General features: G+C 64.9%; 24 protein-coding genes. 8 read left to right on the plus strand and 16 right to left on the minus strand.

Annotated elements, in window-relative coordinates; translation table 11 throughout:
* Window positions 1-17: 17 nt before the first annotated feature.
* The 5 genes from GEV37_RS06870 to GEV37_RS06890 form a co-directional block, all read right to left on the minus strand.
* Entirely contained in the window at window positions 18-1,919 is a 1,902-nt protein-coding gene (locus GEV37_RS06870) for a DUF294 nucleotidyltransferase-like domain-containing protein (protein WP_227389487.1), read from the minus strand.
* A gap of 207 nt (window positions 1,920-2,126) precedes the next feature.
* Window positions 2,127-2,516, minus strand: coding sequence for a DUF4168 domain-containing protein (locus GEV37_RS06875; protein WP_227389488.1), 390 nt, complete (start codon window positions 2,514-2,516; stop codon window positions 2,127-2,129).
* A 142-nt stretch (window positions 2,517-2,658) separates the two neighbouring features.
* Complete coding sequence (gene mtgA / locus GEV37_RS06880; protein ID WP_227389489.1) at window positions 2,659-3,375, minus strand: monofunctional biosynthetic peptidoglycan transglycosylase; 717 nt, start codon at window positions 3,373-3,375, stop codon at window positions 2,659-2,661.
* A 10-nt stretch (window positions 3,376-3,385) separates the two neighbouring features.
* Window positions 3,386-4,240, minus strand: a complete 855-nt coding sequence (fghA, locus tag GEV37_RS06885; RefSeq protein ID WP_227389490.1) for an S-formylglutathione hydrolase — start codon at window positions 4,238-4,240, stop codon at window positions 3,386-3,388.
* A gap of 108 nt (window positions 4,241-4,348) precedes the next feature.
* Window positions 4,349-5,458, minus strand: coding sequence for an S-(hydroxymethyl)glutathione dehydrogenase/class III alcohol dehydrogenase (locus GEV37_RS06890; protein ID WP_227389491.1), 1,110 nt, complete (start codon window positions 5,456-5,458; stop codon window positions 4,349-4,351).
* A gap of 155 nt (window positions 5,459-5,613) precedes the next feature.
* Here GEV37_RS06890 and GEV37_RS06895 point away from each other — a divergent pair, with 155 nt between their 5' ends.
* From GEV37_RS06895 to GEV37_RS06905, 3 genes are all read left to right on the plus strand, one after another.
* Window positions 5,614-6,504, plus strand: coding sequence for a LysR family transcriptional regulator (locus GEV37_RS06895; RefSeq protein ID WP_227389492.1), 891 nt, complete (start codon window positions 5,614-5,616; stop codon window positions 6,502-6,504).
* 143 nt (window positions 6,505-6,647) lie between these two features.
* Window positions 6,648-7,307, plus strand: a complete 660-nt coding sequence (locus GEV37_RS06900) for a hypothetical protein (protein ID WP_227389493.1) — start codon at window positions 6,648-6,650, stop codon at window positions 7,305-7,307.
* 164 nt (window positions 7,308-7,471) lie between these two features.
* Window positions 7,472-9,043, plus strand: coding sequence for an AbgT family transporter (locus GEV37_RS06905; RefSeq protein ID WP_227389494.1), 1,572 nt, complete (start codon window positions 7,472-7,474; stop codon window positions 9,041-9,043).
* An 84-nt stretch (window positions 9,044-9,127) separates the two neighbouring features.
* Here GEV37_RS06905 and rpoD read toward each other — a convergent pair whose 3' ends face one another.
* The 4 genes from rpoD to GEV37_RS06925 form a co-directional block, all read right to left on the minus strand.
* Window positions 9,128-10,984 (minus strand): RNA polymerase sigma factor RpoD, encoded by a 1,857-nt coding sequence (gene rpoD, locus GEV37_RS06910; RefSeq protein ID WP_227389495.1) that lies wholly within the window; start codon window positions 10,982-10,984, stop codon window positions 9,128-9,130.
* A gap of 263 nt (window positions 10,985-11,247) precedes the next feature.
* Window positions 11,248-13,077, minus strand: coding sequence for a DNA primase (dnaG, locus tag GEV37_RS06915; RefSeq protein WP_227389496.1), 1,830 nt, complete (start codon window positions 13,075-13,077; stop codon window positions 11,248-11,250).
* A 202-nt stretch (window positions 13,078-13,279) separates the two neighbouring features.
* Window positions 13,280-13,495 (minus strand): 30S ribosomal protein S21, encoded by a 216-nt coding sequence (gene rpsU, locus GEV37_RS06920; protein ID WP_227389497.1) that lies wholly within the window; start codon window positions 13,493-13,495, stop codon window positions 13,280-13,282.
* Window positions 13,496-13,663: 168 nt separating this feature from the next.
* A complete protein-coding gene (locus GEV37_RS06925; RefSeq protein WP_227389498.1) occupies window positions 13,664-15,091 on the minus strand; it encodes an amidohydrolase family protein in 1,428 nt (475 codons plus the stop codon).
* A 155-nt stretch (window positions 15,092-15,246) separates the two neighbouring features.
* Here GEV37_RS06925 and tsaD point away from each other — a divergent pair, with 155 nt between their 5' ends.
* Window positions 15,247-16,293 carry a tRNA (adenosine(37)-N6)-threonylcarbamoyltransferase complex transferase subunit TsaD gene (gene tsaD, locus GEV37_RS06930; RefSeq protein ID WP_227389499.1) on the plus strand — a complete coding sequence of 349 codons (1,047 nt, stop codon included), beginning with the start codon at window positions 15,247-15,249 and terminating at the stop codon, window positions 16,291-16,293.
* Here tsaD and plsY read toward each other — a convergent pair whose 3' ends face one another.
* Entirely contained in the window at window positions 16,294-16,875 is a 582-nt protein-coding gene (gene plsY / locus GEV37_RS06935; RefSeq protein WP_227389769.1) for a glycerol-3-phosphate 1-O-acyltransferase PlsY, read from the minus strand.
* Between the two features lie 79 nt (window positions 16,876-16,954).
* On the opposite strand from plsY, the gene folB reads away from it, so the two are divergent.
* Window positions 16,955-17,335 carry a dihydroneopterin aldolase gene (folB, locus tag GEV37_RS06940; protein WP_227389500.1) on the plus strand — a complete coding sequence of 127 codons (381 nt, stop codon included), beginning with the start codon at window positions 16,955-16,957 and terminating at the stop codon, window positions 17,333-17,335.
* Window positions 17,332-17,841, plus strand: a complete 510-nt coding sequence (folK, locus tag GEV37_RS06945; RefSeq protein WP_227389501.1) for a 2-amino-4-hydroxy-6-hydroxymethyldihydropteridine diphosphokinase — start codon at window positions 17,332-17,334, stop codon at window positions 17,839-17,841. The genes folB and folK overlap by 4 nt, the downstream gene beginning before the upstream one ends.
* Before the next feature lie 12 nt (window positions 17,842-17,853).
* Here folK and GEV37_RS06950 read toward each other — a convergent pair whose 3' ends face one another.
* Window positions 17,854-18,972, minus strand: a complete 1,119-nt coding sequence (locus GEV37_RS06950; RefSeq protein ID WP_227389502.1) for a tRNA nucleotidyltransferase/poly(A) polymerase-related protein — start codon at window positions 18,970-18,972, stop codon at window positions 17,854-17,856.
* Window position 18,973: 1 nt separating this feature from the next.
* A complete protein-coding gene (locus tag GEV37_RS06955; RefSeq protein ID WP_227389503.1) occupies window positions 18,974-19,789 on the minus strand; it encodes a symmetrical bis(5'-nucleosyl)-tetraphosphatase in 816 nt (271 codons plus the stop codon).
* Between the two features lie 147 nt (window positions 19,790-19,936).
* On the opposite strand from GEV37_RS06955, the gene GEV37_RS06960 reads away from it, so the two are divergent.
* Both GEV37_RS06960 and GEV37_RS06965 read left to right on the plus strand, forming a co-directional pair.
* The gene (locus GEV37_RS06960) at window positions 19,937-20,146 is read left to right on the plus strand and encodes a hypothetical protein (RefSeq protein WP_227389504.1); all 210 of its coding nucleotides are present in this window, start codon (window positions 19,937-19,939) and stop codon (window positions 20,144-20,146) included.
* The gene (locus GEV37_RS06965; RefSeq protein WP_227389505.1) at window positions 20,146-21,588 is read left to right on the plus strand and encodes an FAD-dependent oxidoreductase; all 1,443 of its coding nucleotides are present in this window, start codon (window positions 20,146-20,148) and stop codon (window positions 21,586-21,588) included. The genes GEV37_RS06960 and GEV37_RS06965 overlap by 1 nt, the downstream gene beginning before the upstream one ends.
* Here GEV37_RS06965 and apaG read toward each other — a convergent pair.
* From apaG to GEV37_RS06985, 4 genes are read right to left on the minus strand one after another with little or no spacing between them, the layout of a single operon-like run.
* Complete coding sequence (gene apaG / locus GEV37_RS06970) at window positions 21,585-21,962, minus strand: Co2+/Mg2+ efflux protein ApaG (protein WP_227389506.1); 378 nt, start codon at window positions 21,960-21,962, stop codon at window positions 21,585-21,587. The genes GEV37_RS06965 and apaG overlap by 4 nt on opposite strands.
* Window positions 21,959-22,789 carry a 16S rRNA (adenine(1518)-N(6)/adenine(1519)-N(6))-dimethyltransferase RsmA gene (rsmA, locus tag GEV37_RS06975; RefSeq protein ID WP_227389507.1) on the minus strand — a complete coding sequence of 277 codons (831 nt, stop codon included), beginning with the start codon at window positions 22,787-22,789 and terminating at the stop codon, window positions 21,959-21,961. Before rsmA ends, apaG begins: the two co-directional genes overlap by 4 nt.
* 50 nt (window positions 22,790-22,839) lie before the next feature.
* Window positions 22,840-23,883 carry a 4-hydroxythreonine-4-phosphate dehydrogenase PdxA gene (pdxA, locus tag GEV37_RS06980; RefSeq protein ID WP_227389508.1) on the minus strand — a complete coding sequence of 348 codons (1,044 nt, stop codon included), beginning with the start codon at window positions 23,881-23,883 and terminating at the stop codon, window positions 22,840-22,842.
* Complete coding sequence (locus GEV37_RS06985) at window positions 23,883-24,920, minus strand: peptidylprolyl isomerase (protein ID WP_227389509.1); 1,038 nt, start codon at window positions 24,918-24,920, stop codon at window positions 23,883-23,885. The genes pdxA and GEV37_RS06985 overlap by 1 nt, the downstream gene beginning before the upstream one ends.
* Window positions 24,921-24,964: the final 44 nt, after the last annotated feature.

Here is a 24,964-nt window from a genome sequence, read left to right on the forward strand (position 1 = left end):
TCATCGTTGACGGCGCCTCATCGCTGACTGGGAACTGGATAGCGGAACTTGAGAAACTTCTGCGCGTTGCTCAACACCTGGAAAGCGTCCTTGAGCGTGTGGCGCTCGCTGTCCTCGACATTCTCGGGCTCGATGTTGTTGTCCGGCGTGCGCTCCTCCTCGAGGTCGATCATCTGGTGACGAAGCCGTGACATGCACAGGAATTCAAAGGCGTAGCTCAGCTTGTCGCTCACCCCGGAGGCGAGCAGCTGGGTGTGGTTGATGTCCTCGAGGCGCCGAAAGCTGTTTTGCGCCTTTGAGCCGCAGGCGAGCGCGTGAACGCGAATCAGGTCCACCATCGGTGCAGTGCCGCGGCGCTTCAAGTTGATCGAGTTGTTGTGCTTGCCGTCCTTCTCCATCACGAAGGTGCGAAAGAATCCCAGCGGCGGCGTGCGATTGAGCGCATTACGGGCCATGGCAGCCAGAAACAGCGGCGCCTGGGGCGCGCGGGTGGCAATCAGATCCTGCAGCGTCTCCACGAAATGACTCTCCCCGTAGACGCTGTCCAAGTCGAAGAAAATCGAGCTGTGCAGCAGCTTCTCCGGCGTCGGGTTGGCGATCCACTCCTCGAAATACTCCTTCCACACCTTGAGCGGCTGGCGCCAGCGCGGGTTGGTCGCCATGATGTCACCCTTGCAGTAGGTGTAACCGCAGGCATCGAGGCCATCGCTGACGTAGGCGGCCAACGCCTTGAAGTAGTCGTCGTGGGTGTCCGGGTCGAAGTCATCGGAAAGGATCAGGGCGTTGTCCTGATCGGTGACGATGCTCTGCTCGTTGCGCGCCATCGAGCCGTTGACCATGAAGCAGTACGGCACCGGCGGCGGGCCGAGCTCGGCCTCGGCGAGCTCGAGCAATCGCCGGGTGAAGCTGCGCCCGATAGTCGAGAGCGCGCTGCCGAGCATGACCGAATTGGCGCCCTCCTGCACCATGCGCACAAACGCCGCGCGCACATCGGCGGAGAGTCGCGCAAGCCCGTAGGCACTCGACTGGTTGAAGATGTTGCTGACCAGATAAAGGCCGCTGTGGGTCTCGTAGCGAATGATGTCCGACAGATGCACCACGCCCACCGGACGCTGGCGGTAGAGTACCGGCAGATGATGGACGTTGTTGCGCAGCATGGTGAGCATGGCCTCGTAGATCGAGGCGTCGGACTGGATGGTGATCAGCGCGTGGGAAATCACCTCGCCTACCGGCGTCTGCGGCGACAACCCCTTCGCGACCACGCGGTTGCGAAAATCGCTGTCGGTCAGAATACCGCACATCTGCCAGCTTTTGCCCTCGCTGTCCTTGAAGCTGTAGCGGGGGTTGTCGCTGCCTTCGTCGATCACCAGTACCGCCGAGGCCTGGGCGTTACCCACCTGCAGCGCGGCTTCCTGCACGCTCATGGTCGACTCCACCATCACCGGATAGCGTGAGACCAGCTTGCGAATCCGCGTGACCATCATGTCGTTGGACTTCTTCTGCAGCTCTGCGGCACTTTCGAGGCGCGGTCGCTCGAGCTCGACGAAGTCGGCGAAATCGTCGTCCTCCTCGCACAGGCGCTGGAACATCGCGTCGCTGATGAAGTAGATCAGCGTATCCTCGATGGCCGTCGCGGGAAAGCGCACCCGGTGGTTTCGCAGCAGGCTGAAGTGGCCGAAGATGTCGCCCTCGACCAGGCGGTTGTAGAGCTCGCCGCGGCGCCGATACACCTCCACCGCACCGCTGCGGATGTAGCAAAGCTCATCGATTGTGTCGTTGAGGACGAGGATGTCGGTGCCAGTCTTGAAGTAGCGCACCTCCACGCCCTCGGCGAGCGCATCGAGCAGCTCGTCGGAAAGGCCATCGAAAGGTGGAAACTGCCCCATGTGCTGACGTATTTCCCAAAGCTCCACGTCCATGTCGTCTCCTTGGCGAAGCGGTCGTCAAAGCCTTGAAGTTTGGCGGCAATCCGCCCAGCGGTAAAGGCCGGACACGAAAAAGCCCGGTGAAAACACCGGGCTTCATGGAACAGATTACAGACCCTGACACCTCTTGAAGCTATCGACGCGCCTGACTTGCGCAAACAAGAGCAGTACTCATAAGAGAAGTATCAGGGATGGTCACGATCAGGACTGGTTGGCCATTTCCTGAACGCGCTGCATCATTTCCGGATCCTGCTGGATGGATTGACCGATGGCGTTGAAGGTATCGACGTCCAGGCCGCTGTTCTCGACCACTTCGATCATGCGGTCGTTGGCTTCGGCGCGTACTTCCTGTTGAGCCGCCTCGTCTTCTGCTTCCTGCAGACGCTGTGTGTACTCTTGCGAGATCACGGCGATTTCTTGAGAAGCATCGGCGAACTGCTGCAGCTGCTCATCGCTGAAATCCTGGGCCGGGGCTTGCTGGGTGGCCATCGGATCTTGAGCCGGGTCCTGAGCTTGCTGGGCATTGGCGGTTCCCGCCATCAGACCGGTGGCAAGCAGGGCAGCTGAGAACAAAGCAGTCATACGTTGCATGATAAGAAACCTCGTTGGCGCGTTATGAATGTGGTGAATCTGACGCGGGCATTCAGCACAGGTTCAAATTTTTATGTAACGGTAAGTAAAAATGCATGAAACGATGGCCGCTACCCCGCAAGGCTACCTTTCGGTGGGCGGCTTAGAGACGCTGAAGGTAGCCCACTCCGCCGAGGTTGCGCATCTGTTGACGAACCCACTGGCTGCGCCGTTCCACCTGGGCGTCCGGGCGCGCGGCGCTGCGGGTGCGCGGGCTTGGCAGGATCGCCGCCAGAAGGCTTGCCTGGCGTTCGGTCAAGGCGCTTCCCGAGGCGCCGAAATAGTGCTGCGCCGCGGCTTCCAGGCCGAACACGCCGGTGTCCCACTCGGCGACGTTCAAGTACACCTCGAGAATGCGCGACTTGCTCCAGAAGGTCTCGATCAACAGCGTGAACCACGCTTCGAGCCCCTTGCGAAACCAGCTGCGCCCGCTCCACAGGAACACGTTCTTGGCGGTCTGCTGACTCAGGGTGCTCGCCCCGCGCAGGCGCGAGCCGTCCTGGCTTGCCTGCCAGGCGCGCTTGAGCTCGACCAGATCGAAGCCACGATGATAGGGAAAGCGCTGGTCCTCCGCGGCGATCACCGCGAGCTTAGCGTTACTCGACAGCTCATCGAAGCTTCGCCACTGCCGGGTGATGGTGATCGGCTCGCCCTGGAAAAGGCCTTGCACCTTGCGCTCGACCATGACCATCGACCCCGGCGGCGGCACCACGCTGAAAAGCAGCACCAGCGCCACCGAAAAAACCACGAAGGCGAGTGCGCCACGCCAGACAAAGCGCCAGACAAGACGCAGGTAATGGCGCAGCGCACGGTTGAGCATGTCGGTATCCCTAGCGTTTCATGAGGTGTTGGGCATGATAGCGCAGATGCTCCTCGATGAACGAGGCGATGAAGAAGTAGCTGTGATCGTAACCCGGCTGGCGACGCAGCGTCAGCGGATGATCGTGCTCTTCGCACACGGCTTCCAGACGTTCGGGCTTGAGCTGCTCTTCCAGGAACTGATCGGCGTCGCCCTGATCGATGAACAGGCGCTGGCGCGAAGCGCCGTTGGCGACCAGCTCGCAGGCATCGTACTGGCGCCACCGGGACTCATCCTCGCCCAGGTAGCTGGTGAACGCCTTCTGCCCCCAGGGGCAGTTCATCGGGTTGACGATGGGCGAGAACGCCGACACCGAGCAGAAGCGCCCCGGATGGCGCAGGGCAAGAATGAGCGCGCCATGACCGCCCATGGAGTGGCCGCTGATCGACTCGCGCCCGTTGACCGGGAAGTGCTGGCGCACCACCGACGGCAGCTCCTCGACCACGTAGTCGTACATGCGGTAGTGCCCTTTCCAGGGCGCCTGGGTGGCGTTGACGTAGAAGCCTGCGCCGGAGCCCAGGTCGAAGCTTTCGTGCTCGCCGGGCAGATCTGTGCCGCGCGGGCTGGTGTCCGGACAGACGATCGCCACGCCGAGCTCGGCGGCCACGCGGTGGGCGCCGGCCTTCTGCATGAAGTTCTCGTCGCTGCAGGTGAGGCCTGACAGCCACCACAGCAGCGGCACGCGCTCGTTTTCCGCCTGGGGCGGCAGGTAGACGGCGAAGACCATGTTGCAATCCAACGCCCGGGAGTAGTGGCGGTAGCGCTTGTGCCAGCCGCCGAAACTGCGGTTGGCGGACAATAGCTCCAGCGTTTCGCTCATGCTCATGGGTAGGCTCCTGAGATGCAAACGCGGTGGGAAGACCCACCGCGCTCTTGGTTCACGTTCACTATAACGTCAATCGACCCAAATAGCGTCAATCGATCCGACGCGTACTCAGTAGTGCAGCACGGTGCGGATGCTCTTGCCCTCGTGGAGCAGATCGAACGCTTCGTTGATCTTCTCGAAGGGCATGTCGTGGGTGATGAAGTCGTCGATGTTGATCTCGCCGTTCATGTAGCGCTCCACGTAACCCGGCAGCTCGCTGCGCCCCTTGACGCCGCCGAAGGCGGAACCTTTCCAGACCCGGCCGGTGACCAGCTGGAACGGACGCGTGGAGATCTCCTCGCCGGCACCGGCCACGCCGATGACGATCGACTCGCCCCAGCCCTTATGGCAGCACTCCAGCGCCGAGCGCATGACGTTGACGTTGCCGATGCACTCGAAGGAGTAGTCGACGCCGCCGTCGGTCAAATCGACGATGACCTGCTGGATCGGGTCCGAGTACTTCTTGGGGTTGACGAAGTCGGTGGCGCCGAACTGCTTGGCGAGCTCGAACTTGTCTTCGTTGACGTCGATGGCAATGATCCGGCCCGCCTTCGCCATTACCGCGCCCTGGATGACCGCAAGGCCGATGGCACCGAGCCCGAACACGGCGACGGTCGCGCCCGGCTCGACCTTGGCAGTGTTGAGTACCGCGCCGATACCGGTGGTGACGCCGCAGCCCAGCAGGCAGATCTTGTCCATCGGCGCCTCTTTGGAGACGACCGCCAGCGACACCTCCGGCAGCACGGTGTATTCGCTGAAGGTGGAGGTGCCCATGTAGTGATGGAGCATCTTGCCATCGAGCGAGAAGCGCGAGGTACCGTCCGGCATCACTCCCTTGCCCTGGGTCGCGCGCACGCTGCCACACAGGTTGGTCTTGCCGGAAAGGCAGAACTTGCACTTGCCGCATTCGGCGGTGTAAAGCGGAATAACGTGGTCGCCAGGCTTCAGGCTGGTGACGCCCTCGCCCACTTCCTGCACGACGCCTGCGCCTTCATGGCCCAGCACCGAGGGGAAGAGCCCTTCCGGATCGGCGCCGGAGAGCGTGTAGGCGTCTGTATGGCACACGCTCGTGGCGGCCATCTTCACCAGCACTTCACCCTTTTTCGGGCCTTCGACATCGATTTCCACCAGCTCGAGCGGCTTGCCTGCCTCGAGCGCTACTGCAGCACGTGACTTCATGATTCATCTCCCTGTTCAAAACGTAAACGACTTATGCATGGCGCACAGTGTAGTCAGCTAGTGGAGGGGGATAAATAGGGATACACTCACAAGATTATTGCCCAGCAGCAATAATCCTCTATCGTCATAGGCGATGATGTAGAAAAGGAAACTGCATGCAGCGTTGGGACCGAATCGAGGCCTTTGTCGAAGTGGTGAGGCTCGGCAGCTTCTCTGCCGCAGCGCGCCACCTGAAAGTGTCCACCTCGCATACCAGCCGGCTGGTGAGCCAGCTCGAGAACCAGCTCGGCATACAGCTTCTCTATCGCACCACGCGTCAGATTCGCCTGACCGATGCCGGGACGATCTACGTCGAGCACTGCCGCCACCTGTTCGATGGCCTGCGCGACGCCGAACAGGCGATCAACGAGCTGCAGGCCCGGCCCAGCGGACTTTTGAAGCTTACGGCGGCCACCACCTTCGGCGAGCGCTTCGTCGCGCCGCTGGTCAACGATTTCCAGTGCCTGCACCCAGAGCTCGAAGTGCACATGCACTTCACCAATCGCGCGGTCGAACTGATCGACGAGGGATTCGATATCGCGATTCGCATGGGGGTGCTGAAGGATTCGAGCCTGATCGCCAAGCGTCTTTGCGAGCGCCGCGAGTACATCGTGGGCGCCAGCGACTATTTTCGCCAGGCGCCCCGGCCGCACACCCTTGCCGAGCTCAACCAGCACCCGTGCCTTCTAGGCTCGCGGCCGTTCTGGCTGTTCGAGGTCAACGGCCAGCGCCGCGAAGTGCGCCTCGAAGGTCGCTGGAGCGGCAACTCCGGCCCGGCCCTTCTCGATGCCGCGCTCAAGGGGCTGGGCCTTGCCCAGCTTCCGGACTACTACGTGGCTCCTTACCTTGAAAGCGGGGAACTGGTCGCAGTGCTCGAGCCGTTCCAGCATCACGACACCGCCGTGTGGGCGGTCTATCCGCGCCACCGCCATCTTTCTCCCAAGATTCGCCAGTTGGTCGACTACCTGGCCACCCATCTCGAGGCGCAGCTGCCTGGACGCCGGTAGCTGCGGGAAGCGGCATGCCCTCGCCGCGCCTTGGGACATGCAAGGAAAGCGATATCGGCGTGCGGGCGCGCTTCAAGAGCGATATAATGCAACATTCATCAATGAATGTTTATAGCCTACGCTATAGTTAGCAAGGATACTCGATGTCACTCCCCCCACCCCACTGGCCTATCGACTTCAAGACGACACTCATGCGCGCCATTCTTTACGTGCTGTTCATCGCGGCGATCACCCAGGGCGCCTACCTGGAGGCGCTCTACATGCCGGAGCTTCGCTTCAGCGAATACGGCTTCACCGAGCTGACCCAGACCGCCGTGCTCGCCACATGCTGTCTGATGCTGCTTTACGTTCGCCATGTCCTGAAGGTTTGGCCGACGGTGACGCTGTTGCTCTTCGCCTTCATCGCCTCGTCGCTGGTGCGCGAGCAGGATTACTTTCTGGACGAGTACGTTGCTCGCCACACCTGGAAGATTCTGGTCGCGCTGATCGTGATTCCCTCGATCGCCTGGATTGTGATCAAGCGCCACGCGTTTCTCGACGAGTTTCGCCATTACAGCAACACTTTCGCCTTCGGCCTGTTCGCCGGCGGCGTACTGACGACCTATGTGTTCTCGCGCCTTTATGGGCGCAGCATCTTCTGGCAGGCGGTACTCGAGGACAACTACGTACGCGATTTCAAGGATGCCGCCGAAGAGGTCGTCGAGCTTTTGGGCTACAGCCTGATCCTGTTCGCCACCCTGGAACTTCTGCTGCTGGCACGACGCATGCACTTGAGGCGCAAGGCGTCTCAGACACTGCTCTGACGCCACCCCGGTACCACGACCCCAGCGCCGCCCCTCCCGGGCGGCGTTTCATTTTTTATATACCCCTATGCGTAAAGCGATTTGCGCCACCCCGAGCTTGTCCGTAGTGTCCTTCGACTCACCCTTTTTCAACCCTCTCGACTCTCGATGGATACCGACGCCTCATGGATAACCACAACAACGCCGGCAAACCCGCTCGGCGCGGCGCCTTCACGCGCTTTCTCGACACCGTGGAGTGGCTTGGCAACCTTCTGCCCCACCCGGTCACCCTGTTCGCCATCCTGTGCGTGCTGGTGGTGCTGGCCAGCGGCATCGCCGGTGCGCTCGGTGTCTCGGTAGCGGACCCGCGCCCGGCCAACGAGGGCGAGTGGATCGCGGTCAACTCGCTGCTCAACGCCGATGGCCTGCGCCGCCTGATCACCGAGATGGTCACCAACTTCACCAGCTTCGCGCCGCTCGGTACCGTGCTGGTCGCCATGCTCGGCGTGGGCGTGGCCGAGCACTCCGGGCTGATCTCGGCCACCATGCGCTCACTTGTGCTCAACCGCTCGCCGCGCATCGTCACCTACGCCATCGTGTTCGCCGGCATTCTTTCCAACATGGCCGCGGAGCTTGGCTACGTGGTGCTGATTCCACTGGCAGCGATGATCTTCCACTCGCTGGGGCGTCACCCGCTGGCGGGGCTGGCGGCGGCGTTTTGCGGTGTCTCCGGTGGCTACAGCGCCAACCTGCTGATCGGCACCGTCGACCCGCTGCTTTCAGGCATCACCCAGGAGGCCGCACAGCTGCTCGACCCGGCCTACACCGTGGGCGCCGAGGCCAACTGGTTCTTCATGTTCGTGAGCACCTTCGTCGTCACGCTGATCGGCGGGCTGGTCACCGAACGCATCGTCGAGCCCAAGCTCGGCAAGTTCGACGCGACGCAGGCCAGCGACGAGATCGATGACCAGCAGATGGTCACGCTCGAGCCCATCGAAAAGCGCGCGCTGAAGGGCACCGGCCTTGCGATGCTCGCCATCGTCGCCGTGCTGCTGGTACTGGTGGTGCCGGAAAACGCCATCTTGCGCAACCAGGAGACCGGGACCATCGGCGGCTCGCCCTTCCTGAGCGGGATCGTGGTGATCGTGGCGGTGTCGTTCACGCTGCTCGGCTTCGTCTACGGGCGCCTGGCCGGCACCATGCACACCGACCGCGACGTGGTCGACGCCATGGCCAAGAGCATGAGCCGGCTGGGACTTTATATCGTGCTGGTGTTTTTCGCCGCGCAGTTCGTGGCGCTGTTCAACTGGAGCAACTTCGGCACCGTGACAGCGGTAGCCGGTGCCAGCCTGCTGGATTCGCTGGGGCTCAGTGGCCCGGGGCTCTTTGCGCTGTTCATCCTGATGTGCGCTTTCATCAACCTGTCGCTGGGTAGCGCCTCGGCCCAGTGGGCGGTGACCGCGCCGATCTTCGTGCCGATGTTGATGCTGATGGGCTACGCCCCGGAAGTGATCCAGGCCGCCTACCGGATCGGAGACTCCACCACCAACCTGATCACACCGATGATGAGCTATTTCGGCTTGATCCTGGCCGTTGCCTCGCGCTACCAGAAGGATATGGGCATCGGCACCATGGTCGCGCTGATGCTGCCCTACACGCTGTTCATGCTGGTGGGGTGGAGCGTGCTGTTCTTCGTCTGGGTGTTCGTTTTCGGCCTGCCGGTCGGGCCGGGCGCACCGACCTACTACACCTTATAAACGCCTCGCCCGCGCATAAAAAAACCCGCCGTTCCAAACGGCGGGTTTTTTGCGGCTCACGATTCACTACTTATCATTCACTACTCACTCATCCAGGAACGAGCGCAGCGGCTCCGAGCGGCTGGGGTGGCGCAATTTGCGCAGTGCCTTGGCTTCGATCTGGCGGATACGCTCGCGGGTGACATCGAACTGCTTGCCCACTTCCTCGAGGGTGTGGTCGGTGTTCATGTCGATGCCGAAACGCATGCGCAGTACCTTGGCCTCACGAGCGGTCAGACCACCCAGCACGTTGCGGGTCGCCTCGATCAGACCTTCGCCGGTAGCCAGATCGATCGGCAGCAGCATGGTGCCGTCCTCGATAAAGTCGCCCAGGTGCGAGTCGTCGTCGTCGCCGATCGGCGTCTCCATGGAGATCGGCTCCTTGGCGATCTTGAGTACCTTGCGCACCTTGTCTTCCGGCATCTCGAGGCGCTCGCCGAGCTCTTCCGGGGTCGGCTCGCGGCCCATTTCCTGGAGCATCTGGCGCGACACGCGGTTGAGCTTGTTGATCGTCTCGATCATGTGCACCGGAATACGAATGGTGCGCGCCTGGTCGGCGATCGAACGGGTGATCGCCTGGCGAATCCACCAGGTGGCGTAGGTCGAGAACTTGTAGCCGCGACGGTATTCGAACTTGTCCACCGCCTTCATCAGGCCGATGTTGCCCTCCTGGATGAGATCCAGGAACTGCAGACCGCGGTTGGTGTACTTCTTGGCGATCGAGATGACCAGACGCAGGTTGGCCTCGACCATCTCCTTTTTGGCGCGACGCGCCTTGGCTTCGCCGATCGAGAGCTTGCGGTTGACTTCCTTGAGGTCGGTCACGGTGAGCTGCACCATGTCCTCCTCGAAGGCGATCTTGCGCTGAGAGCGAGCGATGTCGGCACGCAGTGGCTCGAGGCGATCGGCGTACTTGGGCTGCTCCTGCTGGAAACGATCGAGCCAGCTCTTGTCGGACTCGTTGCCCGGAAACGACTTGATGAACAGCTTGCGCGGCACCTTGGCCTTCTTCACGCACAGCTGCATCACCGTCTTCTCCTGGTTGCGCACCTGCTCGACGCTGATGCGCACCTGGCCGACCAGACGCTCGAAGTGCTTGGGCACGAGCTTGATCGGCGAGAACAGCTCCGCCAGACGCGCCTGCTCGGACTTGAGTTCGGCGCTGCCGCGACCGTGCTTGTCGAGCATCGCCGCCACGGCAGCGTTCTGCTCGCGAATCTGCTCGAAACGCGCGCGCGCCTCTTCCGGGTCCGGACCACCTTCGCTTGCGGTGTTGTCCTCTTCGTCGTCGTCACCGTCGCTGTCGATGTCGTCGTCATCGGACAACTCGGTATCAACCTCGGGTTCGGCCACTTCGGCTTCGGCAACGCCAGGAATGCCTTCGTCCGGGTCGATGAACCCTGAGAACAGATCCGACAGCCGACCCGGTGCTTCTTCGTCCTGGGTAGCATCGTAGGCATCGAGAATGGAGCTGACCGCACCGGGCAGGTACGCGAGCGACGACATCACCTCGCGGGTACCCTCTTCGATCCGCTTGGCGATCTCGATCTCGCCTTCGCGGGTCAGAAGCTCGACCGTGCCCATTTCGCGCATGTACATGCGCACCGGGTCGGTCGTGCGACCGACGTCACTTTCCACGGCGGCAAGGGCCGCGACGGCCTCTTCCGCAGCGGACTCGTCCGTGGAGTGATCCGACATCATCAAAGTGTCTTCATCCGGCGCTTCCTCAACGACACTGATACCCATGTCGTTGATCATGCCAATGATGTCTTCCACTTGATCCGGGTCGGCGATATCCTCGGGTAGATGGTCGTTGACCTCGGCATAGGTCAGGTAACCCTGCTCCTTGCCGCGCGCGATCAACTCCTTCAGACGTGACTGCTGCTGCGCATTTCCAGCCATAGAAACCCTATCTCGACGAAGAAGAATGAAACACCTGGGGCGCTGAATCGATGAAACTCAACAAGCCGCCCATTATAGCGTAATTTGCTGCACTTTTCCCAGCTAAACGTATTTGCGCCGTGATTCAGGTGTGTTAGGTTATTCGGTTAGGCCATTTCAAGGCCCCTATGCTTTCCTATATGGAGGTGGCCGACGGGAGTTCAACCCCGCCTGCCGCCCCATTCGCCTTCCCCTGGCCTCGGGCACCGTTGCTGGCGCCTGTGTCAACGCATTCGAGTGAGTTCGACCACCAGCGTTGCCAAACGTTGCCGCTGCGCCTTGTCGAGCTTCTGTCCCGAACGCTCGAGTGCCAGCAGCGCGTTGTACTCCTCTTCCGGCGAGCGCTTGCGCTGCTTGCCGACGAGATGCTCGACGAGCCCCGTAAGCTCCGCCTGACGGGTAGCACCGGGGATCAGAAGCTCCCGCCGGGCCAGCTCGGCCAGCACCTCGCCCTCCTCGCTTCCCTGAAAGTGCGCCAGTACCACCTGGGGGCTCTTGTAGCGCCCGGCGCGCAACAGCGCCACGAGTTCGCGGCAAAGCGGCCCGTGGGCGCTATCGTCCGGCAGCCAGTCGAAGCCTTCCGGCAGCGACTCCACCAGTCGCGGCTCGTGAAGCAGCAGCTGGACGATGCGCTCGACGCTCGAAAGCACCCGCCCGAGCGCCTTCGGCCTGGTCGTCCGCGCGGCCTGAACCGGCGCCTGTTCGGGCAAGGGCATAGCGCTTTCGGGCGCGACCACGGGCGCCGGGGCGCGCCGGGCGAGAAGCCCCTGGAGCTCTTCCCGCGAGAGCCCGCTTCGCTTGGCGAGCGCCTCGAGCAACAGCGACTTGAGCATGCCCTCGGGCACCCGCTCGAGCGCCTGGAGCACTTGGCTGGCAAAACGCTCGCGCCCTTCCACGGTGTTCAGGTCGCGTCCTTGAGCTGCCTGCTCGAAGAGGAACTCGGAGAGCGGCATCGCGCAGGTGACGCGATCCTGAAAGGCCTGCTCGCCCTCGCGGCGCACCAGCGAATCCGGGTCTTCGCCTTCGGGCAGGAATAGAAAGCGCGCCTCGCGACCATCGATCATCTGCGGCAGCGCCGTCTCGAGAGCCCGGCTCGCCGCCTGGCGTCCGGCGCGGTCGCCGTCGAAGCAGAACACCACTCGGTTGACCAGACGGAACAGCCGGTGCAGGTGGTCCTCCGTGGTCGCAGTGCCGAGCGTGGCCACGGCGTTGTGGATGCCGTACTGGGCCAGCGCCACCACGTCCATGTAACCCTCCACCATGATCAACTGCTCGAGCTTGCTGACCGCCTGGCGCGCCTCGTAGAGCCCGTAGAGCTCGCGCCCCTTGTGAAAGACCGGCGTTTCCGGGGAGTTCAGGTATTTCGGCTGGCCATCGCCCATGATGCGCCCGCCGAAGGCGATGGTGCGCCCGCGCAGATCGCGAATGGGAAACATCACCCGGTCGCGAAAGCGGTCGTAGGTGCGATTGGTCTCCTCGCGATGGACCAGCAGGCCGTACTCGACCTGCACCTCCTCGCTCACGCCCTTGGCGCTCAGGTGCTGCTTGAGCGCCTCCCAGCCATCCGGCGCGTAGCCGATGCCGTAGGTAGCGATCACCTCTTTCGACAGGTCGCGCCCGTCCAGATAGCGCCTGGCGGCCTCCCCCTCCTGCATCTTCATGCGCTCGCGGTAGAAGCTCGCGGCCAATTCCAGAAGACTTACCGCCTCCTTGCGCTTCTGCTCGCGCTGGCGCGCCCTGGGGTCGTCGCCGCCTTCGCGGGGCACGTCGAGCCCGAGGCGGCCGGCGAGCTGCTCCACCGCTTCGGGAAACGAGAGCTTGTCGTACTCCATCAGAAAGCGCAGGGCATTGCCGTTGGCGCTGCAGCCAAAGCAGTGGTAGAACTGCTTGTCGGCGCTGACCGTGAAGGAGGGGGTCTTTTCCTGATGGAACGGGCACAAACCCGAGTAGTTGCGCCCGGCCTTCTTGAGCTGCACGCGCTCGCCCACCACCTCGACCACGTCGGTGCGGTCCAGAAGATCATCGATGAAGCGCTGTGGGATCTGTCCGGCCATGAATGGTGGGTTCCGCGCAAGGACTTAATGGCCTAACCCAAGAAAAGCTTGGGTTACACCACTCGTCGGCTGTCTATCTTTCTTGGCGATCTATCTTTCTTACAATCTATCAAGACGATCTGTCTAAAAACAAACGGCCACCTGACGGCGGCCGCTTGGCATCCCTCTCGAGACACCCACGAAAGGCGTCTCTAGGTACGGATCAATAGAGCCGTTCGAAACGCTTGCGCTCACGCTGGACTTTCTTGGCGTGACGCTTCACGGCCGCAGCCGCTTTGCGCTTGCGCTCGGCAGTCGGCTTCTCGTAATGCTCACGACGACGTACTTCGGAAAGAACGCCGGCTTTTTCGCAAGAACGCTTGAAGCGACGCAGGGCGACGTCAAACGGCTCGTTATCACGTACTTTTACAGAAGGCATTAAGCACTCACCTACCTTAAGGAGTCTTGGTTCGGATAGTGCGCACACCGCTTAATACCACGCCGAAAGCGACGTCTGCAGATACAGTGTACGACCCATTTTTTACAGCGCCAGGTAGTCTAGTCGCGACCGCGCCATTTTGCAACCGACGCCCCCGCCTGGCAGCGCTCACAGGTAGTCACGCAGGTGCGATAGCGACGCGTCGATGCGCGAGGCGAGCTCGTCCTCGTCGATATCCACGAGCTGCCCATCGCGCTTGGCGATGTGCCCGCCTACCGAGACCAGCGACACGTTGGCTGGCGTCGCGGCGAACACCACGAAGGCGTAGGGCTCGGTGGGCAGCATGCCCAGGTTGGCTCGACGGGTATCGAGCATGATCAGGTCCGCCTGCTTGCCCGGCGTGAGCGTACCGACCTGATCGCTCATACCGATCGACTCGGCACCGATCCGGGTGGCGAGTGACACGATCCGCTCGCAGTTGATACCGGTCTGGTCTTCACTTGCGCCGAGCTCGGTCAGCGCGGCGTGCTTCATCACCTCGAACATGTCGCCGCGCCCGGCCAGGGCGTTGCCGTCGATGCCAAGCCCCAGCCGCTCGAGGCGCTCGAAATGAGAGAGCCGGGTAAGACCGTAGCCCACCCGGTGCTCGGTGATCGGCGTGAGCGCAAGGCTCGACCCGGCCTCGAGCAAGGCGTCCAGATGCTCCTCGCGGGCATTCGTTGCGTGCACCACCTGAAGCTCGGGAACCAGGAACTCGCCGTCGATGAGGCGCTGGAACATGGCGTGATGCTCCTCGCCGCTGACATGCACGGCGATCGGCAGCTCCATCTCGCGGGCGGCGTCGAACTCGCGACGCTTCATGGCCATCGCGTCCTGATCGCTCAGATCGCTCGGTAGCCGCCAGGCCAGACCCAGCGAGAGCCGCCCACGCTCGGCGTAGCGCTCCCAGCCGTCGTACAGCTCGCGCAGGTGTTCCAGATCGATCGAATTGCCCGACGTCTTGCTCTCGTTGCCGAACATCAGCCGCGCGCGCAAGGGGGAGGCCGCCAGCGCCTCGAGCGCGGCCTGGGCATGCTCCGGGCCGCGATTATTGTCAAAGAAATCGACACTGGTAGTGATGCCGGCGCCGACGTTCTCCATCGCCGCGAGGTACTCGCCTACCCAGGTATCCGCCGGCCGAAAATGCTCGCCCAGCCGGTTGGTCAGCGGGAAGAACAGGCTGCCTTCGGTTTGCCCGAACATGCCGCGCATCTGGGTCTGCCACATGTGGTTGTGGGTATCGACCAGCCCCGGCATGACGATGCAGCCCTCCCCGTTGATCATCTCGCTGTCTTCGCTATCGAGCTTCTCGCCGATTGCCTCGATGCGCTCGTCCACCACCCAGACATCGGCTTTCTCGAGCGGCGGCCGGCCGGGTTCCATGGTCAGCACGGTGGCGTTCCTGATGCACCAGCGCCTGGGCGATTCGCTCGCGGCGTCCGCATCGCTCTCGCCCGAAGCCTCCCCGGCGTAGGCGCCGGGAATCAACCCCGACCCTGCCAGGGCGGTCATGGCACCGAGCAGCCGGCGTCGGGTCATGCTGAACTGGTTCCACATTACGCTCTTCTCCTTGAACGGTGGGCGATCTCCACTAAACCTAGTCGAGCGTTATGCACCGTCAACCGCGGCCGGGCGGGCAAATGCGTGTCACGCCAGCGTTCTCGGCGTGATAAAATCGACGCCATTTTCACCATCTTCTACAGAGATTCCCTATGCGAGTGCTCGGCATCGAAACTTCCTGCGACGAAACTGGCGTGGCGCTTTTCGACACCCGCCTTCCGGCGGGTGAAGGACTGCTGGCCGACGCCCTCTATAGTCAGGTGGCGATGCACGCCGAGTACGGCGGCGTGGTACCGGAACTCGCCTCGCGAGACCATACCCGCAAGCTCTTGCCGCTGATCGACCAGGTACTGGGTGAGGCCGGGCTTGAAAAGCGCGACCTCGACGGCATCGCCTACACCGCAGGCCCGGGGCTGGTGGGCGCGCTGATGGTGGGCGCGAGTACCGCCCACGGCATGGCCTGGGCGCTGGGCGTTCCGGTGCTCGGCGTACACCACATGGAGGGGCATCTGCTCGCGCCGATGCTTGAGGAGAATGCCCCGGCCTTTCCCTTCGTCGCGCTCCTGGTCTCCGGCGGACACACCCAGCTGGTGGAAGTCGCGGGGCTCGGGCGCTACCGGCTGCTCGGCGAGTCGGTGGACGACGCTGCGGGTGAGGCCTTCGACAAGGCCGCCAAGATGCTGGGGCTGGCCTACCCCGGGGGGCCACGGGTGGCGAAACTCGCCGAGCAGGGCGACCCGACCCGCTTTCGCTTTCCGCGCCCGATGACCGACCGCCCCGGACTCGACTTCAGCTTTTCCGGGCTCAAGACCCACACCCTGACCACGCTCAAGAAGCTCGAGGCCGATGGCGTCCTCGACGATCAGGCCCGCGCGGACGTCGCCCGCGCCTTCGAGGAGGCGGTGGTGGATACCATGGTGATCAAGTGTCGCCGGGCGCTCGACGAGACCGGCCTGAAGCGGCTGGTGATGGCCGGCGGCGTCAGCGCCAATACGCGCCTGCGCGAGCGCCTGGCCGTCGAGATCGAAAAGCGCGGTGCGAAGACCTTCTACCCCCGCGCGCGCTTTTGTACCGACAACGGCGCCATGATCGCCTACGTGGGCGCCCAGCGCCTGGCCACCGGCGAGCGTGACACTCGAGGGCTGATGCAGGCCACGCCCCGCTGGCCGCTGGACCAGTTGGCGCCGCCCGCCGAGTGACTAGCGATCGGAAAGCCCAGGCTCCTCGCCGCGACGCAGCCGGCGGATGTTGAGTGCGTGGCGCAGACCGACCAGAAGCGTGAAGGCGCTCACCACCAGGACATAGTCAGCAGCGAGCCATAGCGTGATCAGCGGCGCGGCCACGGCGCTGATCAGCGAGGCCGCGGCAGCGGTGCGCAGCCGCCAGGCACACAGCGCCCAGAGCAGGGAGCTTGAAAGCGCCACCCAAGGCACCAGCACCAGCAGCACGCCAAAGGCGCTGGCCACCGCCTTGCCGCCGCGAAACCCGTGCCACAGCGGGTAGCTGTGGCCCAGGAGCACCGCCAGCCCCACCGCCCCCTGTACCCAGATCGGCAGCCCCTGGCTCTTGGCCGCCGCCACCGCAGGCATCGCCTTGGCCACATCGAGGGCCAGCGTCGCCAAGGCCAGGCGCGGCCCGTAGAGACGCAGCACGTTCGACACGCCCGGATTGCAGGAGCCGCTGCCGCGCGGGTCGGCCACGCCCGCCAGCCGGCACACCCAGGGGGCCGCCAGACAGCTGCCGCTCAGGTAGCCCAGCAGCATCCAGCCGAGCGCTTGCATCACGGCCCTGACCGCCGTCGTGTATCGCTTGTCGGGTGGGTCACGTACAATGCTCCCTGATCGAGAGGGGGTAAGACGCATGGACCGTATTTTAATCGAAGGCTTGAACATCGACACCGTGATCGGCGTGTATGACTGGGAGCGCACCATCACCCAGTCGCTGCGCCTCGACGTGACGCTGGCCACCGACATCCGCCCGGCGGCCGCCACCGACGATCTTGCCCTGACCCTGAATTATGCCGCGATCAGCGAGCGAATCCAGCGCTTCGCGCACGAACACCAGTTCTCCCTGATCGAAACCTTCGCCGAGCGCCTGTGCGACTGCCTGCGCCGCGAGTTCCCCATCACCTGGATGCGCCTGGCGGTACGCAAGCCCGCTGCCGTGCCCGCCGCCCAAAGCGTGGGTCTGGTGATCGAGCGCGGCGAGTGGCCCGACGGCCCGGCGGGCGAGACGCCGTGAACCTGGTCTGCCTCGGCCTTGGCAGCAACGCCGACCCGCACATCCACCTCGGTGCTTGCCTCGACGCTCTGGAGGCGACTTTTGGCGCGCTCAAGGTATCACGGGTGTTCGAAAGCGAGCCGGTCGGCATCAGCAGTCCCACCAACTTCCATAACGCCGTGGTGGCCTTTGAAAGCGACTGGGCGCCGGGGGCAATCGCCGCCTGGGCCAAGGATCTGGAGGCGCGCCACGCCGACGCCCCGGCGGGCGGGCATCACCCCAAGGCGCTGGACATCGACCTGCTGAGCGTCGGCGACACCTGCGCTCAGGTTGACGGCATCACCTTGCCGCGCCCGGACATCACCACCTGTGCCTTCGTGCTCACACCGCTGGCGGAGCTTCTGCCCGACCAGCGCCACCCCTGCTGCCAGACGCCCTACAAGACGCTCTTCGAGCGCGCCGACTTCAGCGGCCAGCGCCTCTGGCCGGTGGCGTTTCGCTGGCGCGGCATCGTGCTCTCGCCCTAGCGACCTTCCCCATTAGCCTCCTTCGACGGCCGCTACCACCGCCGTCTCGCGCCGGGTGCGCAGCGCGCGGCCGAGCTCGCCGCCGGAAAGTCCTTCGGCCATCAACACCTGGGGATTCACCTTGCGCACGCTCTCGAAGGCTCGGGCAAGCGGCGGCGCCCGCTCCGGCGAGAGCGTCTTCACCAGCGCCAGCTGAGCTTTAACCTGCTCGGGCTTGCGAAAGGCGTCCAGCCGCTCGAGCCAGTGAAACACCGCCTCGGCGTCGAGCGGCGTCGCCACCAGCGCCCGGGTCAGCGCCACCTGGCGGCACAGCGCGGCCACGGCATTGGGCAGACGCAGCCGCGCGATCAGCGCCTCGCGCCCGGCCTCGTCCAGCGCGCTTGCCATGAGCGCCATGCGCCAGTGCTCGAGTGGCGCGTGGCTCGAAGGCGCTCGGGGCAGAAGCGCCAGCGCCGCATCAAGGCGTGCCGCGAGCCCCGGCCACCAGCTCTCGAGCGCGTCGCACGCCTTCAGGGCATGAAAATAGTGCTCCGGGGTGGGCTCCTTGAGCGCCTTTTCGGTCTCCACCCAGACCCGTTCGGCGGCCAGGTGCGCAAGCTCGCCTCGCGCACTCATGGCTCGCATCAGCGCCAGGGTCTCGTCGGCGATGCGAAAGCCGAGCCCGGCGTAGCGGGCCAGAAAGCGCGCGGTGCGCAGCACCCGCAGCGGGTCCTCGGCAAACGCCAAGGAGACGTGGCGCAGCAGGCGCCGGGCGATGTCTGCCTGACCGTCGAAGGGGTCGACCAGCGTGCCCTCCGGCGCCTGGGCAATGGCGTTGATGGTCAGATCCCGGCGGGAAAGATCCTCCTCGAGGGTCACCTCCGGACTTGCGTGCACCTCGAAGCCGGTGTAGCCATGCCCGGCCTTGCGCTCGGTGCGCGCCAGGGCGTACTCCTCGAGACTTTGCGGGTGCAGGAAAACGGGAAAATCGCGGCCCACGGGCTTGAAGCCGCGCCGAGTCATTTCCTCTGCGGTGGCGCCGACCACTACCCAGTCGTTGTCGAACACCGGCCAGCCGAGCAGTTCGTCGCGCACTGCCCCGCCCACTCGGTAGACCTCGAGGCCGTCGAGCACATCGTCGTCTTTAGCCATGTCAGCCTCCCACCTGGCGGCTCGGCACCGAGGTGCGCTCGCCGGTCTCGAGGTTCATCGCGGTAAGCTCCCCGCCCCACACGCAGCCGGTGTCCAGGGCATGGACATCGATGCGCGCACCGGGCGTCTCGCCCTCGAGCGCCGCCCAGTGGCCGAAAAGCAGGCGCAGCGTATCGCCGCGCGGATACTGAAACCAAGGATGGAAACCATGCGGGGCGCTGTCGAGGCCCTCCTTGGCGGCGAAATCGAGGGTCTCGTCGGCGCGAATGAAGCGCATGCGGGCGAAGACGTTGACCAGCGCGCGCAGCCGATCCATGCCGTCGAGGTCGGCATGAAAGCGCGCCGGCTCGTCGCCGTAGAGCGCCTCGAGAAATCGACCGGCGTGCTCACCGCCAAGCGCCGCCTCCACTTCACGGCTGTAACCCAGCGCCGCCTCCCGGCTCCAGCTCGGAAGCACTCCGGCGTGGGCCATCAGCGTATTGCCCTCAGCCACCGCCAGCGGCTGCGCCTGCAGCCAGTCGAGCAGCGTCTCGCGCTCCGGGGCGGCGAGAATGCCTTCCAGGGTGTCGCGACGCTTGAGACGACCGCCGCCGCGAGCGGCTACCAGAAGGTGGAAGTCGTGGTTGCCCAGCACGCAATGCGCCGCGTTCCCCAGGGCTTTCACCTCCCGCAGGCATTCGAGCGAGCCGGGGCCGCGGTTGATCAGGTCACCGACCAGCCAGAGCGTGTCCCGGGCCGGGCTGAAGTCGAGCGCCTCGAGCAGTTCGACGAACTCCGCGTGACAGCCGTGCAGGTCGCCGATGGCGTATGTGGTCATGTCAACACCTGTCGATCGTTAAAAAATGAGTGGATAAAAGCGCTTTTGCTGGCGCCAGGGCGACCAGTTTGGGTACAAAGGAGAAGCGGGCACGATAGCGCAAGCGACCCAGCACGACGAACTCCTACAACGAACGAAGCGGGCCTCATGTTACCCATCCACGACTCGAAACCCCAACCGATACCCGTACCCACCGCTCAGGATCCGGCGCGTCGAAGCGTGCTGAAGGCACTTGCGCTGGGCACCTGCGCTGCGCTGGTACCGGTGCCCGACGCCCTGGCGAGCAGCGAGCCGGGGCCACGTCTGAGCGGCGGCTGGCTGTTGCGCGAAAGCGATCTTGCCGGCAGGCGGCGCTGATGTACCTGCCCTTCGATGCGCTGGACGAGAACGCGCCGTTCGACTGCTGCGTGATCGGCGCCGGGGCGGCGGGGATCACCGTCGCCATGACGCTCGCCCAGCAGGGCCACCGGGTGCTGCTCTGCGAAGGCGGCGAGGCTTCCTTCAGCGAGCGCTCTCAGGCGCTCTATCGCGGCGAGAACGTCGGCGACACCTACCTGCCGCTGGAGAGCGCCCGGCTTCGCTACCTGGGTGGGTCGACCAATCACTGGGGAGGCGTGTGCCGACCGCTCGATGCCATCGACTTCACCGCCAGGCCCGCCGCTCCCGAGACCCGCTGGCCGATCGGCCGTGAGGCGCTGGATCCTTACTTCACCGCCGCCGCCGCGCTGCTGGACCTGGAGACGATCCCTGCCGACGTACCCGTCGACGGCGCCCAGCTTTCCCGCATCCACTTCTCGCTCGGGCCTCCCACCCGCATGAAGGACAAGTTCGCGGCCACCCTCAACGGGCTCGACACGCTCACCTACTGCCTGACCGCCAACCTGGTGGGACTCGAGGTGGGCGACGAGCGCGTCGAGGCAGCCACCTTCAGCGACTTCGACGGCCGGCGCAAGCGGGTGCGGGCGCGTACCTTCGTGCTCGCCTGCGGCGGCATCGAGAACTCGCGGCTGCTGCTGTGGTGCAACCAGCAAAGCGGCCAGCGCCTGGTACCCGACGACACCACGCTCGGGCGCTACTGGATGGAGCATCCCCACGCCACCATCGGCCAGGCGCTGCTGTTCGAGCCCGCCGTTTTCGGGCTTGAGCGCGACTACAACGTCTACCTCTCGCCGACCGCCGACGCGATGGGCGAGCGCGGCATCCTCAACTGCGGGCTGCGCCTGCATCGCATGGCGCCGGAGGCCACTGCCGAGCTCGTCGAGGCGCTTTGCCGCCAGGCCCCGGCGCTGGCGCCGGAGATCGCCGCGCGCCGAGCCCGGGGGCGCGTGATGCACGGCGTCTACCTGCGCGCCGCCTGGGAGCAGGAGCCACGCTTCGCCAACGCGGTGGAGCTTGCAAGCACCCGCGACGCCCTCGGCGTGCCGCAGAGCCGGCTGGTGTGGCAGCAGTCGGCGCTGGATCGCCACACCATCCGCGAAAGCCTGCTGCTGTTGGGAGAGTACCTGCTCGAGCGCGATATTGGCCGGGTGCTGCTCGCCGACTGGCTGGTGCGCGAGCCCGTCGAGCTTCCCGAGGAGGGCGAGATCGCCGGGCGCCACCACATGGGCGGAACGCGCATGAGCGATGACCCGCGACAAGGCGTAGTGGACCGCAACTGCCGCCTGTTCGCCCAGCAGAACATGTACGTGGCAGGCTCCAGCGTGTTCGCAAGCGCGGGTCACGCCAATCCGACGCTGACCATCGTCCAGCTCGCCCTGCGTCTGAGCGTTCACCTGGACGAGGCGCTCAAGTGTGCCTAGTGGAGCTTGCTGGGAGCGGCAAGTCGAAACGCGACGACCGGCACGTCGAAGGCGCGCTGGGTAGTGATGTCGAGCAGCGTATAGGCGCCCTCCATCACCCCGACCGGGGTCTGCAGGATCGCCCGGCTGGTATAGCGAAAGCGCTGGCCGGGGCCGATCAGCGGCTGCTGGCCGACCACGCCCTTTCCGCGTACCTCCTGGGCATCGCCACTGCCTTGGGTGATCTTCCAGTAGCGCGCCATCAGCTGGACACTGTGCGGGCTCTGGTTATGCACCGTGACGGTGTAGCTGAACACGTAGCGCGCCTCGCTGTCGCTGGACTCCTCGGCGCGATACTCCGGCGTGACGCTGACCTCGATCGCAAGCTGGCTCACCCTTGCTCTCCCCGCTCGGCCTCGAGCGCTTCTGCCTGGGCGACGTGGTTGGCGATCTTGACGTACTCCGCCACCGTCAGCGTCTGAGGACGACGTCCCGGGTCGATCTCGAGCGCCTCGAGGGTTTCGCTGCTCACCCGTCCCTTGAGATTGTTGCGCAGGGTCTTGCGCCGCTGGCCGAAGGCAAGCTTGACCAGCTCGAACAGCAGCGCCGGGTCGCTCGCCGGATGCGGCAGCGTATCGAAAGGGGTCAGGCGCACGATGGCGGAGTCGACCTTGGGCCGCGGCACGAAGGCTTCCGGCGGCACGATGAACAGTTGCTCCACCTGGCAGTAGTACTGCGCCATCACCGTGAAGCGCCCGTAGTCGGTGCCGCCGGGCTCGGCGGCCAGGCGCTCGACCACCTCCTTTTGCAGCATGAAGTGCATGTCCCGAATCGCCGTACCCATGCCGAGCAGATGCACGATCAGGGGCGTGGAGATGTTGTAGGGCAGGTTTCCCACCACGCGCAGCGCCGGGCCGTCGCCCTTGAGCGCCTTGAAGTCGAACTTCAGCGCATCGCCTTCATGGATCACGAAGCCGGGGTAGTTGAAGAACTGCACGCGCAGCCCCGGGATCAGGTCGCGGTCGAGCTCGACCACTTCAAGCTCGCCGGTGGCCTCGAGAAGCGGCGCGGTCAATGCTCCCTGGCCCGGGCCGATCTCGATCAGCCGGTCGCCCTTCGCTGGCCCGATGGCGCGAATGATGCGCGAGATGATGCCGAGGTCGCGAAGAAAGTTCTGACCGAAGCGTTTTCGGGCGCGGTGTTGAAGGGGCGCTTGAGACATCTAACGAAGATCCTTGAATGGGCTTTAACGTAGAGCGAAGGGTGTCGGCATCAGGACAACGGCACTTTGGCGCGCGCGCTCAGGCGTCGAGCGAGGCTGACCGCCACCGCCAGGCTTTCGGCGCTGGCCACGCCCTTGCCGGCCAGATCGAGCGCGGTGCCGTGGTCCACCGAGGTGCGCACCAGGGGAAGGCCCAGGGTGATGTTGGCGGCCTGACCGAACCCTGCATACTTTAGCACCGAAAGCCCCTGGTCGTGATACATCGCCAGCACCGCGTCCACCTCGGCGAGGTGGCGCGGGGTGAACAGCGTATCGGCAGGGTAAGGGCCGCGCACGTCGAGTCCCTCGCCGCGCAGGTGTTCGATGGCAGGAATGATGGTATCGATCTCCTCGCGACCCAGGTGCCCGCCCTCGCCGGCATGCGGGTTGAGCCCGCATACGGCGATGCGCGGGCACGCAATACCGAACTGGCGGGTCAGGTCACGGGCCAGGATGTGCGCCACCCGCGTCAGGCCCTCGAAAGTGATCGCATCCGCCACCTCGCGAAGCGGCAGGTGGGTACTCGCCAGCGCCACGCGAAGATCGCGGCTGGCGCGCCAGTCCGGCGCCTGGGCGTGCAGGGCGCACTCGGTCGCCAGCAGCATCACCACCTCGTCGACGCCGCAGGCATCGCGCAGCCACTCGGTGTGGCCGGTGAAGCCGGGGTAGCCGCCCTCGACGATCGCGGCCTTGCTGATCGGCGCGGTGACGATCCCTCCAGCCCGCCCCGCCAGGCATTCGCGTACGCCGAGAGCCAGCGTCTCGATCACGTAGGCGGCATTGGCGGGATCGCACACGCCGGGGGTCGATGGCGCGCGCAGCACCACCGGCATCACCGCCAGGTGCGCCCCGTGCGCGGCGGGCTCGCCTCTGCCGGCGACGACGATCTCGACCTCGAGGCCGAGCCGCGCGGCGCGCTCGGCCAGCATGGTCGGATCACCCACCGCGACGACGTCCGCTCCCAGCCGGCCTTCGGCGGCAAGCATCAGCACGAGCTCCGGGCCGATGCCGGCCGGCTCGCCGGTGGTGATCAGCAGCGGCGTCACCGCGCTCATTACAGGCGGATGTCCACGAAGGCCTGCTCGCGGATCTCGCGCTGCCAGCTCTGCAGCTCCTCGTTGGCGCGACGCTGGAAGATCGCCTGGCGTACCTGCTCGCGACGGCTCTCGCTGGTGACGTCCTGGCGGCGGCGGTCCTCCACCTCGATGATGTGGTAGCCGAACTGGGAGCGCACCGGCGCCGAGACCTGGCCCGGGCTCAACGCGTTCATCGCCTCCTCGAAGGCGGGTACGGTCTGGCCCGGGCGCACCCAGCCAAGCTCGCCGCCGTTCATGGCGCTGCCGCTGTCGTCGCTGTACTCGCGGGCCACGGCGGCGAACGCCTCGCCCTGCTGCAGTCGGGCGCGGGCCTCGTCGGCGCGCGCACGGGCCTGCTCCTCGCTGCGCGTGGGCGTCAGCTCGACGAGGATATGACGTGCCTGACTCTCCTCGATGAACGATTGGCCTTGCTGGCCGCCCTGCTGCTCGAGGAAACGATCGACCTCGCGCTCGCTGATGTTGACGCGCTGCTGGGCCTGGCGCTGCTGGACCTGGCGCATGAGAATCTCGCGGCGCACGTCCTCGCGCACCTCGGCCAGGCTCATGCCGTCCGCCTCGACGGCGTCGGCGAAGGCATCGAGGGTCATGCCGTTGGACTCGGCGATGCTTCTGAGCTGGCGGTTGAGCTGGGTGTCGTCGACGCTCAGGTTGGCCTGGCGAGCCATCTGCAGCTGGATCTCGTCGAGCACCATGCGCTCGAGCACCTGCTCCTCGAGCTGGCGGCGCGGCGGCAACTGGCCGCCCTGGGCATTGGCCTGCTGCTCGATCTGGCGTACCCGATCCTCGAGCTCGCTTTTCATGATCACGCCGTCGTTGACCACCGCCGCCACACTATCCAGCGCCTGGCGCTGGGAGGACTGGAAGGTCTGGGCGTGAACGGCATCGCTCACGATCGCCGCACTCGCGCCCAGGCACAGCGCCAGGGTAGCACCGACGGATAACCGTCTGGCGCGCTTGGACAGAGCTCGTAGCGGTAGGCTGTGTTGCATCGTCATAGAAAACTCTCTCGTCATCGCCATCCAGTGACAGCGGGGCTCGT

Source organism: Vreelandella malpeensis, from assembly GCF_020622355.1.
In the GTDB taxonomy this organism is placed as follows: domain Bacteria; phylum Pseudomonadota; class Gammaproteobacteria; order Pseudomonadales; family Halomonadaceae; genus Vreelandella; species Vreelandella malpeensis.

What these genes read in the sequence shown, in the direction of transcription:
- GEV37_RS06870 (WP_227389487.1), bottom strand. Translation starts at nt 1,919, where the DNA reads ATGGACGTGGAGCTTTGGGAAATACGTCAGCACATGGGGCAGTTTCCA.
- GEV37_RS06875 (WP_227389488.1), bottom strand. Translation starts at nt 2,516, where the DNA reads ATGCAACGTATGACTGCTTTGTTCTCAGCTGCCCTGCTTGCCACCGGT.
- mtgA (WP_227389489.1), bottom strand. Translation starts at nt 3,375, where the DNA reads ATGCTCAACCGTGCGCTGCGCCATTACCTGCGTCTTGTCTGGCGCTTT.
- fghA (WP_227389490.1), bottom strand. Translation starts at nt 4,240, where the DNA reads ATGAGCATGAGCGAAACGCTGGAGCTATTGTCCGCCAACCGCAGTTTC.
- GEV37_RS06890 (WP_227389491.1), bottom strand. Translation starts at nt 5,458, where the DNA reads ATGAAGTCACGTGCTGCAGTAGCGCTCGAGGCAGGCAAGCCGCTCGAG.
- GEV37_RS06895 (WP_227389492.1), top strand. Translation starts at nt 5,614, where the DNA reads ATGCAGCGTTGGGACCGAATCGAGGCCTTTGTCGAAGTGGTGAGGCTC.
- GEV37_RS06900 (WP_227389493.1), top strand. Translation starts at nt 6,648, where the DNA reads ATGTCACTCCCCCCACCCCACTGGCCTATCGACTTCAAGACGACACTC.
- GEV37_RS06905 (WP_227389494.1), top strand. Translation starts at nt 7,472, where the DNA reads ATGGATAACCACAACAACGCCGGCAAACCCGCTCGGCGCGGCGCCTTC.
- rpoD (WP_227389495.1), bottom strand. Translation starts at nt 10,984, where the DNA reads ATGGCTGGAAATGCGCAGCAGCAGTCACGTCTGAAGGAGTTGATCGCG.
- dnaG (WP_227389496.1), bottom strand. Translation starts at nt 13,077, where the DNA reads ATGGCCGGACAGATCCCACAGCGCTTCATCGATGATCTTCTGGACCGC.
- rpsU (WP_227389497.1), bottom strand. Translation starts at nt 13,495, where the DNA reads ATGCCTTCTGTAAAAGTACGTGATAACGAGCCGTTTGACGTCGCCCTG.
- GEV37_RS06925 (WP_227389498.1), bottom strand. Translation starts at nt 15,091, where the DNA reads ATGTGGAACCAGTTCAGCATGACCCGACGCCGGCTGCTCGGTGCCATG.
- tsaD (WP_227389499.1), top strand. Translation starts at nt 15,247, where the DNA reads ATGCGAGTGCTCGGCATCGAAACTTCCTGCGACGAAACTGGCGTGGCG.
- plsY (WP_227389769.1), bottom strand. Translation starts at nt 16,875, where the DNA reads ATGCAAGCGCTCGGCTGGATGCTGCTGGGCTACCTGAGCGGCAGCTGT.
- folB (WP_227389500.1), top strand. Translation starts at nt 16,955, where the DNA reads ATGGACCGTATTTTAATCGAAGGCTTGAACATCGACACCGTGATCGGC.
- GEV37_RS06950 (WP_227389502.1), bottom strand. Translation starts at nt 18,972, where the DNA reads ATGGCTAAAGACGACGATGTGCTCGACGGCCTCGAGGTCTACCGAGTG.
- GEV37_RS06955 (WP_227389503.1), bottom strand. Translation starts at nt 19,789, where the DNA reads ATGACCACATACGCCATCGGCGACCTGCACGGCTGTCACGCGGAGTTC.
- GEV37_RS06960 (WP_227389504.1), top strand. Translation starts at nt 19,937, where the DNA reads ATGTTACCCATCCACGACTCGAAACCCCAACCGATACCCGTACCCACC.
- GEV37_RS06965 (WP_227389505.1), top strand. Translation starts at nt 20,146, where the DNA reads ATGTACCTGCCCTTCGATGCGCTGGACGAGAACGCGCCGTTCGACTGC.
- rsmA (WP_227389507.1), bottom strand. Translation starts at nt 22,789, where the DNA reads ATGTCTCAAGCGCCCCTTCAACACCGCGCCCGAAAACGCTTCGGTCAG.
- pdxA (WP_227389508.1), bottom strand. Translation starts at nt 23,883, where the DNA reads ATGAGCGCGGTGACGCCGCTGCTGATCACCACCGGCGAGCCGGCCGGC.
- GEV37_RS06985 (WP_227389509.1), bottom strand. Translation starts at nt 24,920, where the DNA reads ATGACGATGCAACACAGCCTACCGCTACGAGCTCTGTCCAAGCGCGCC.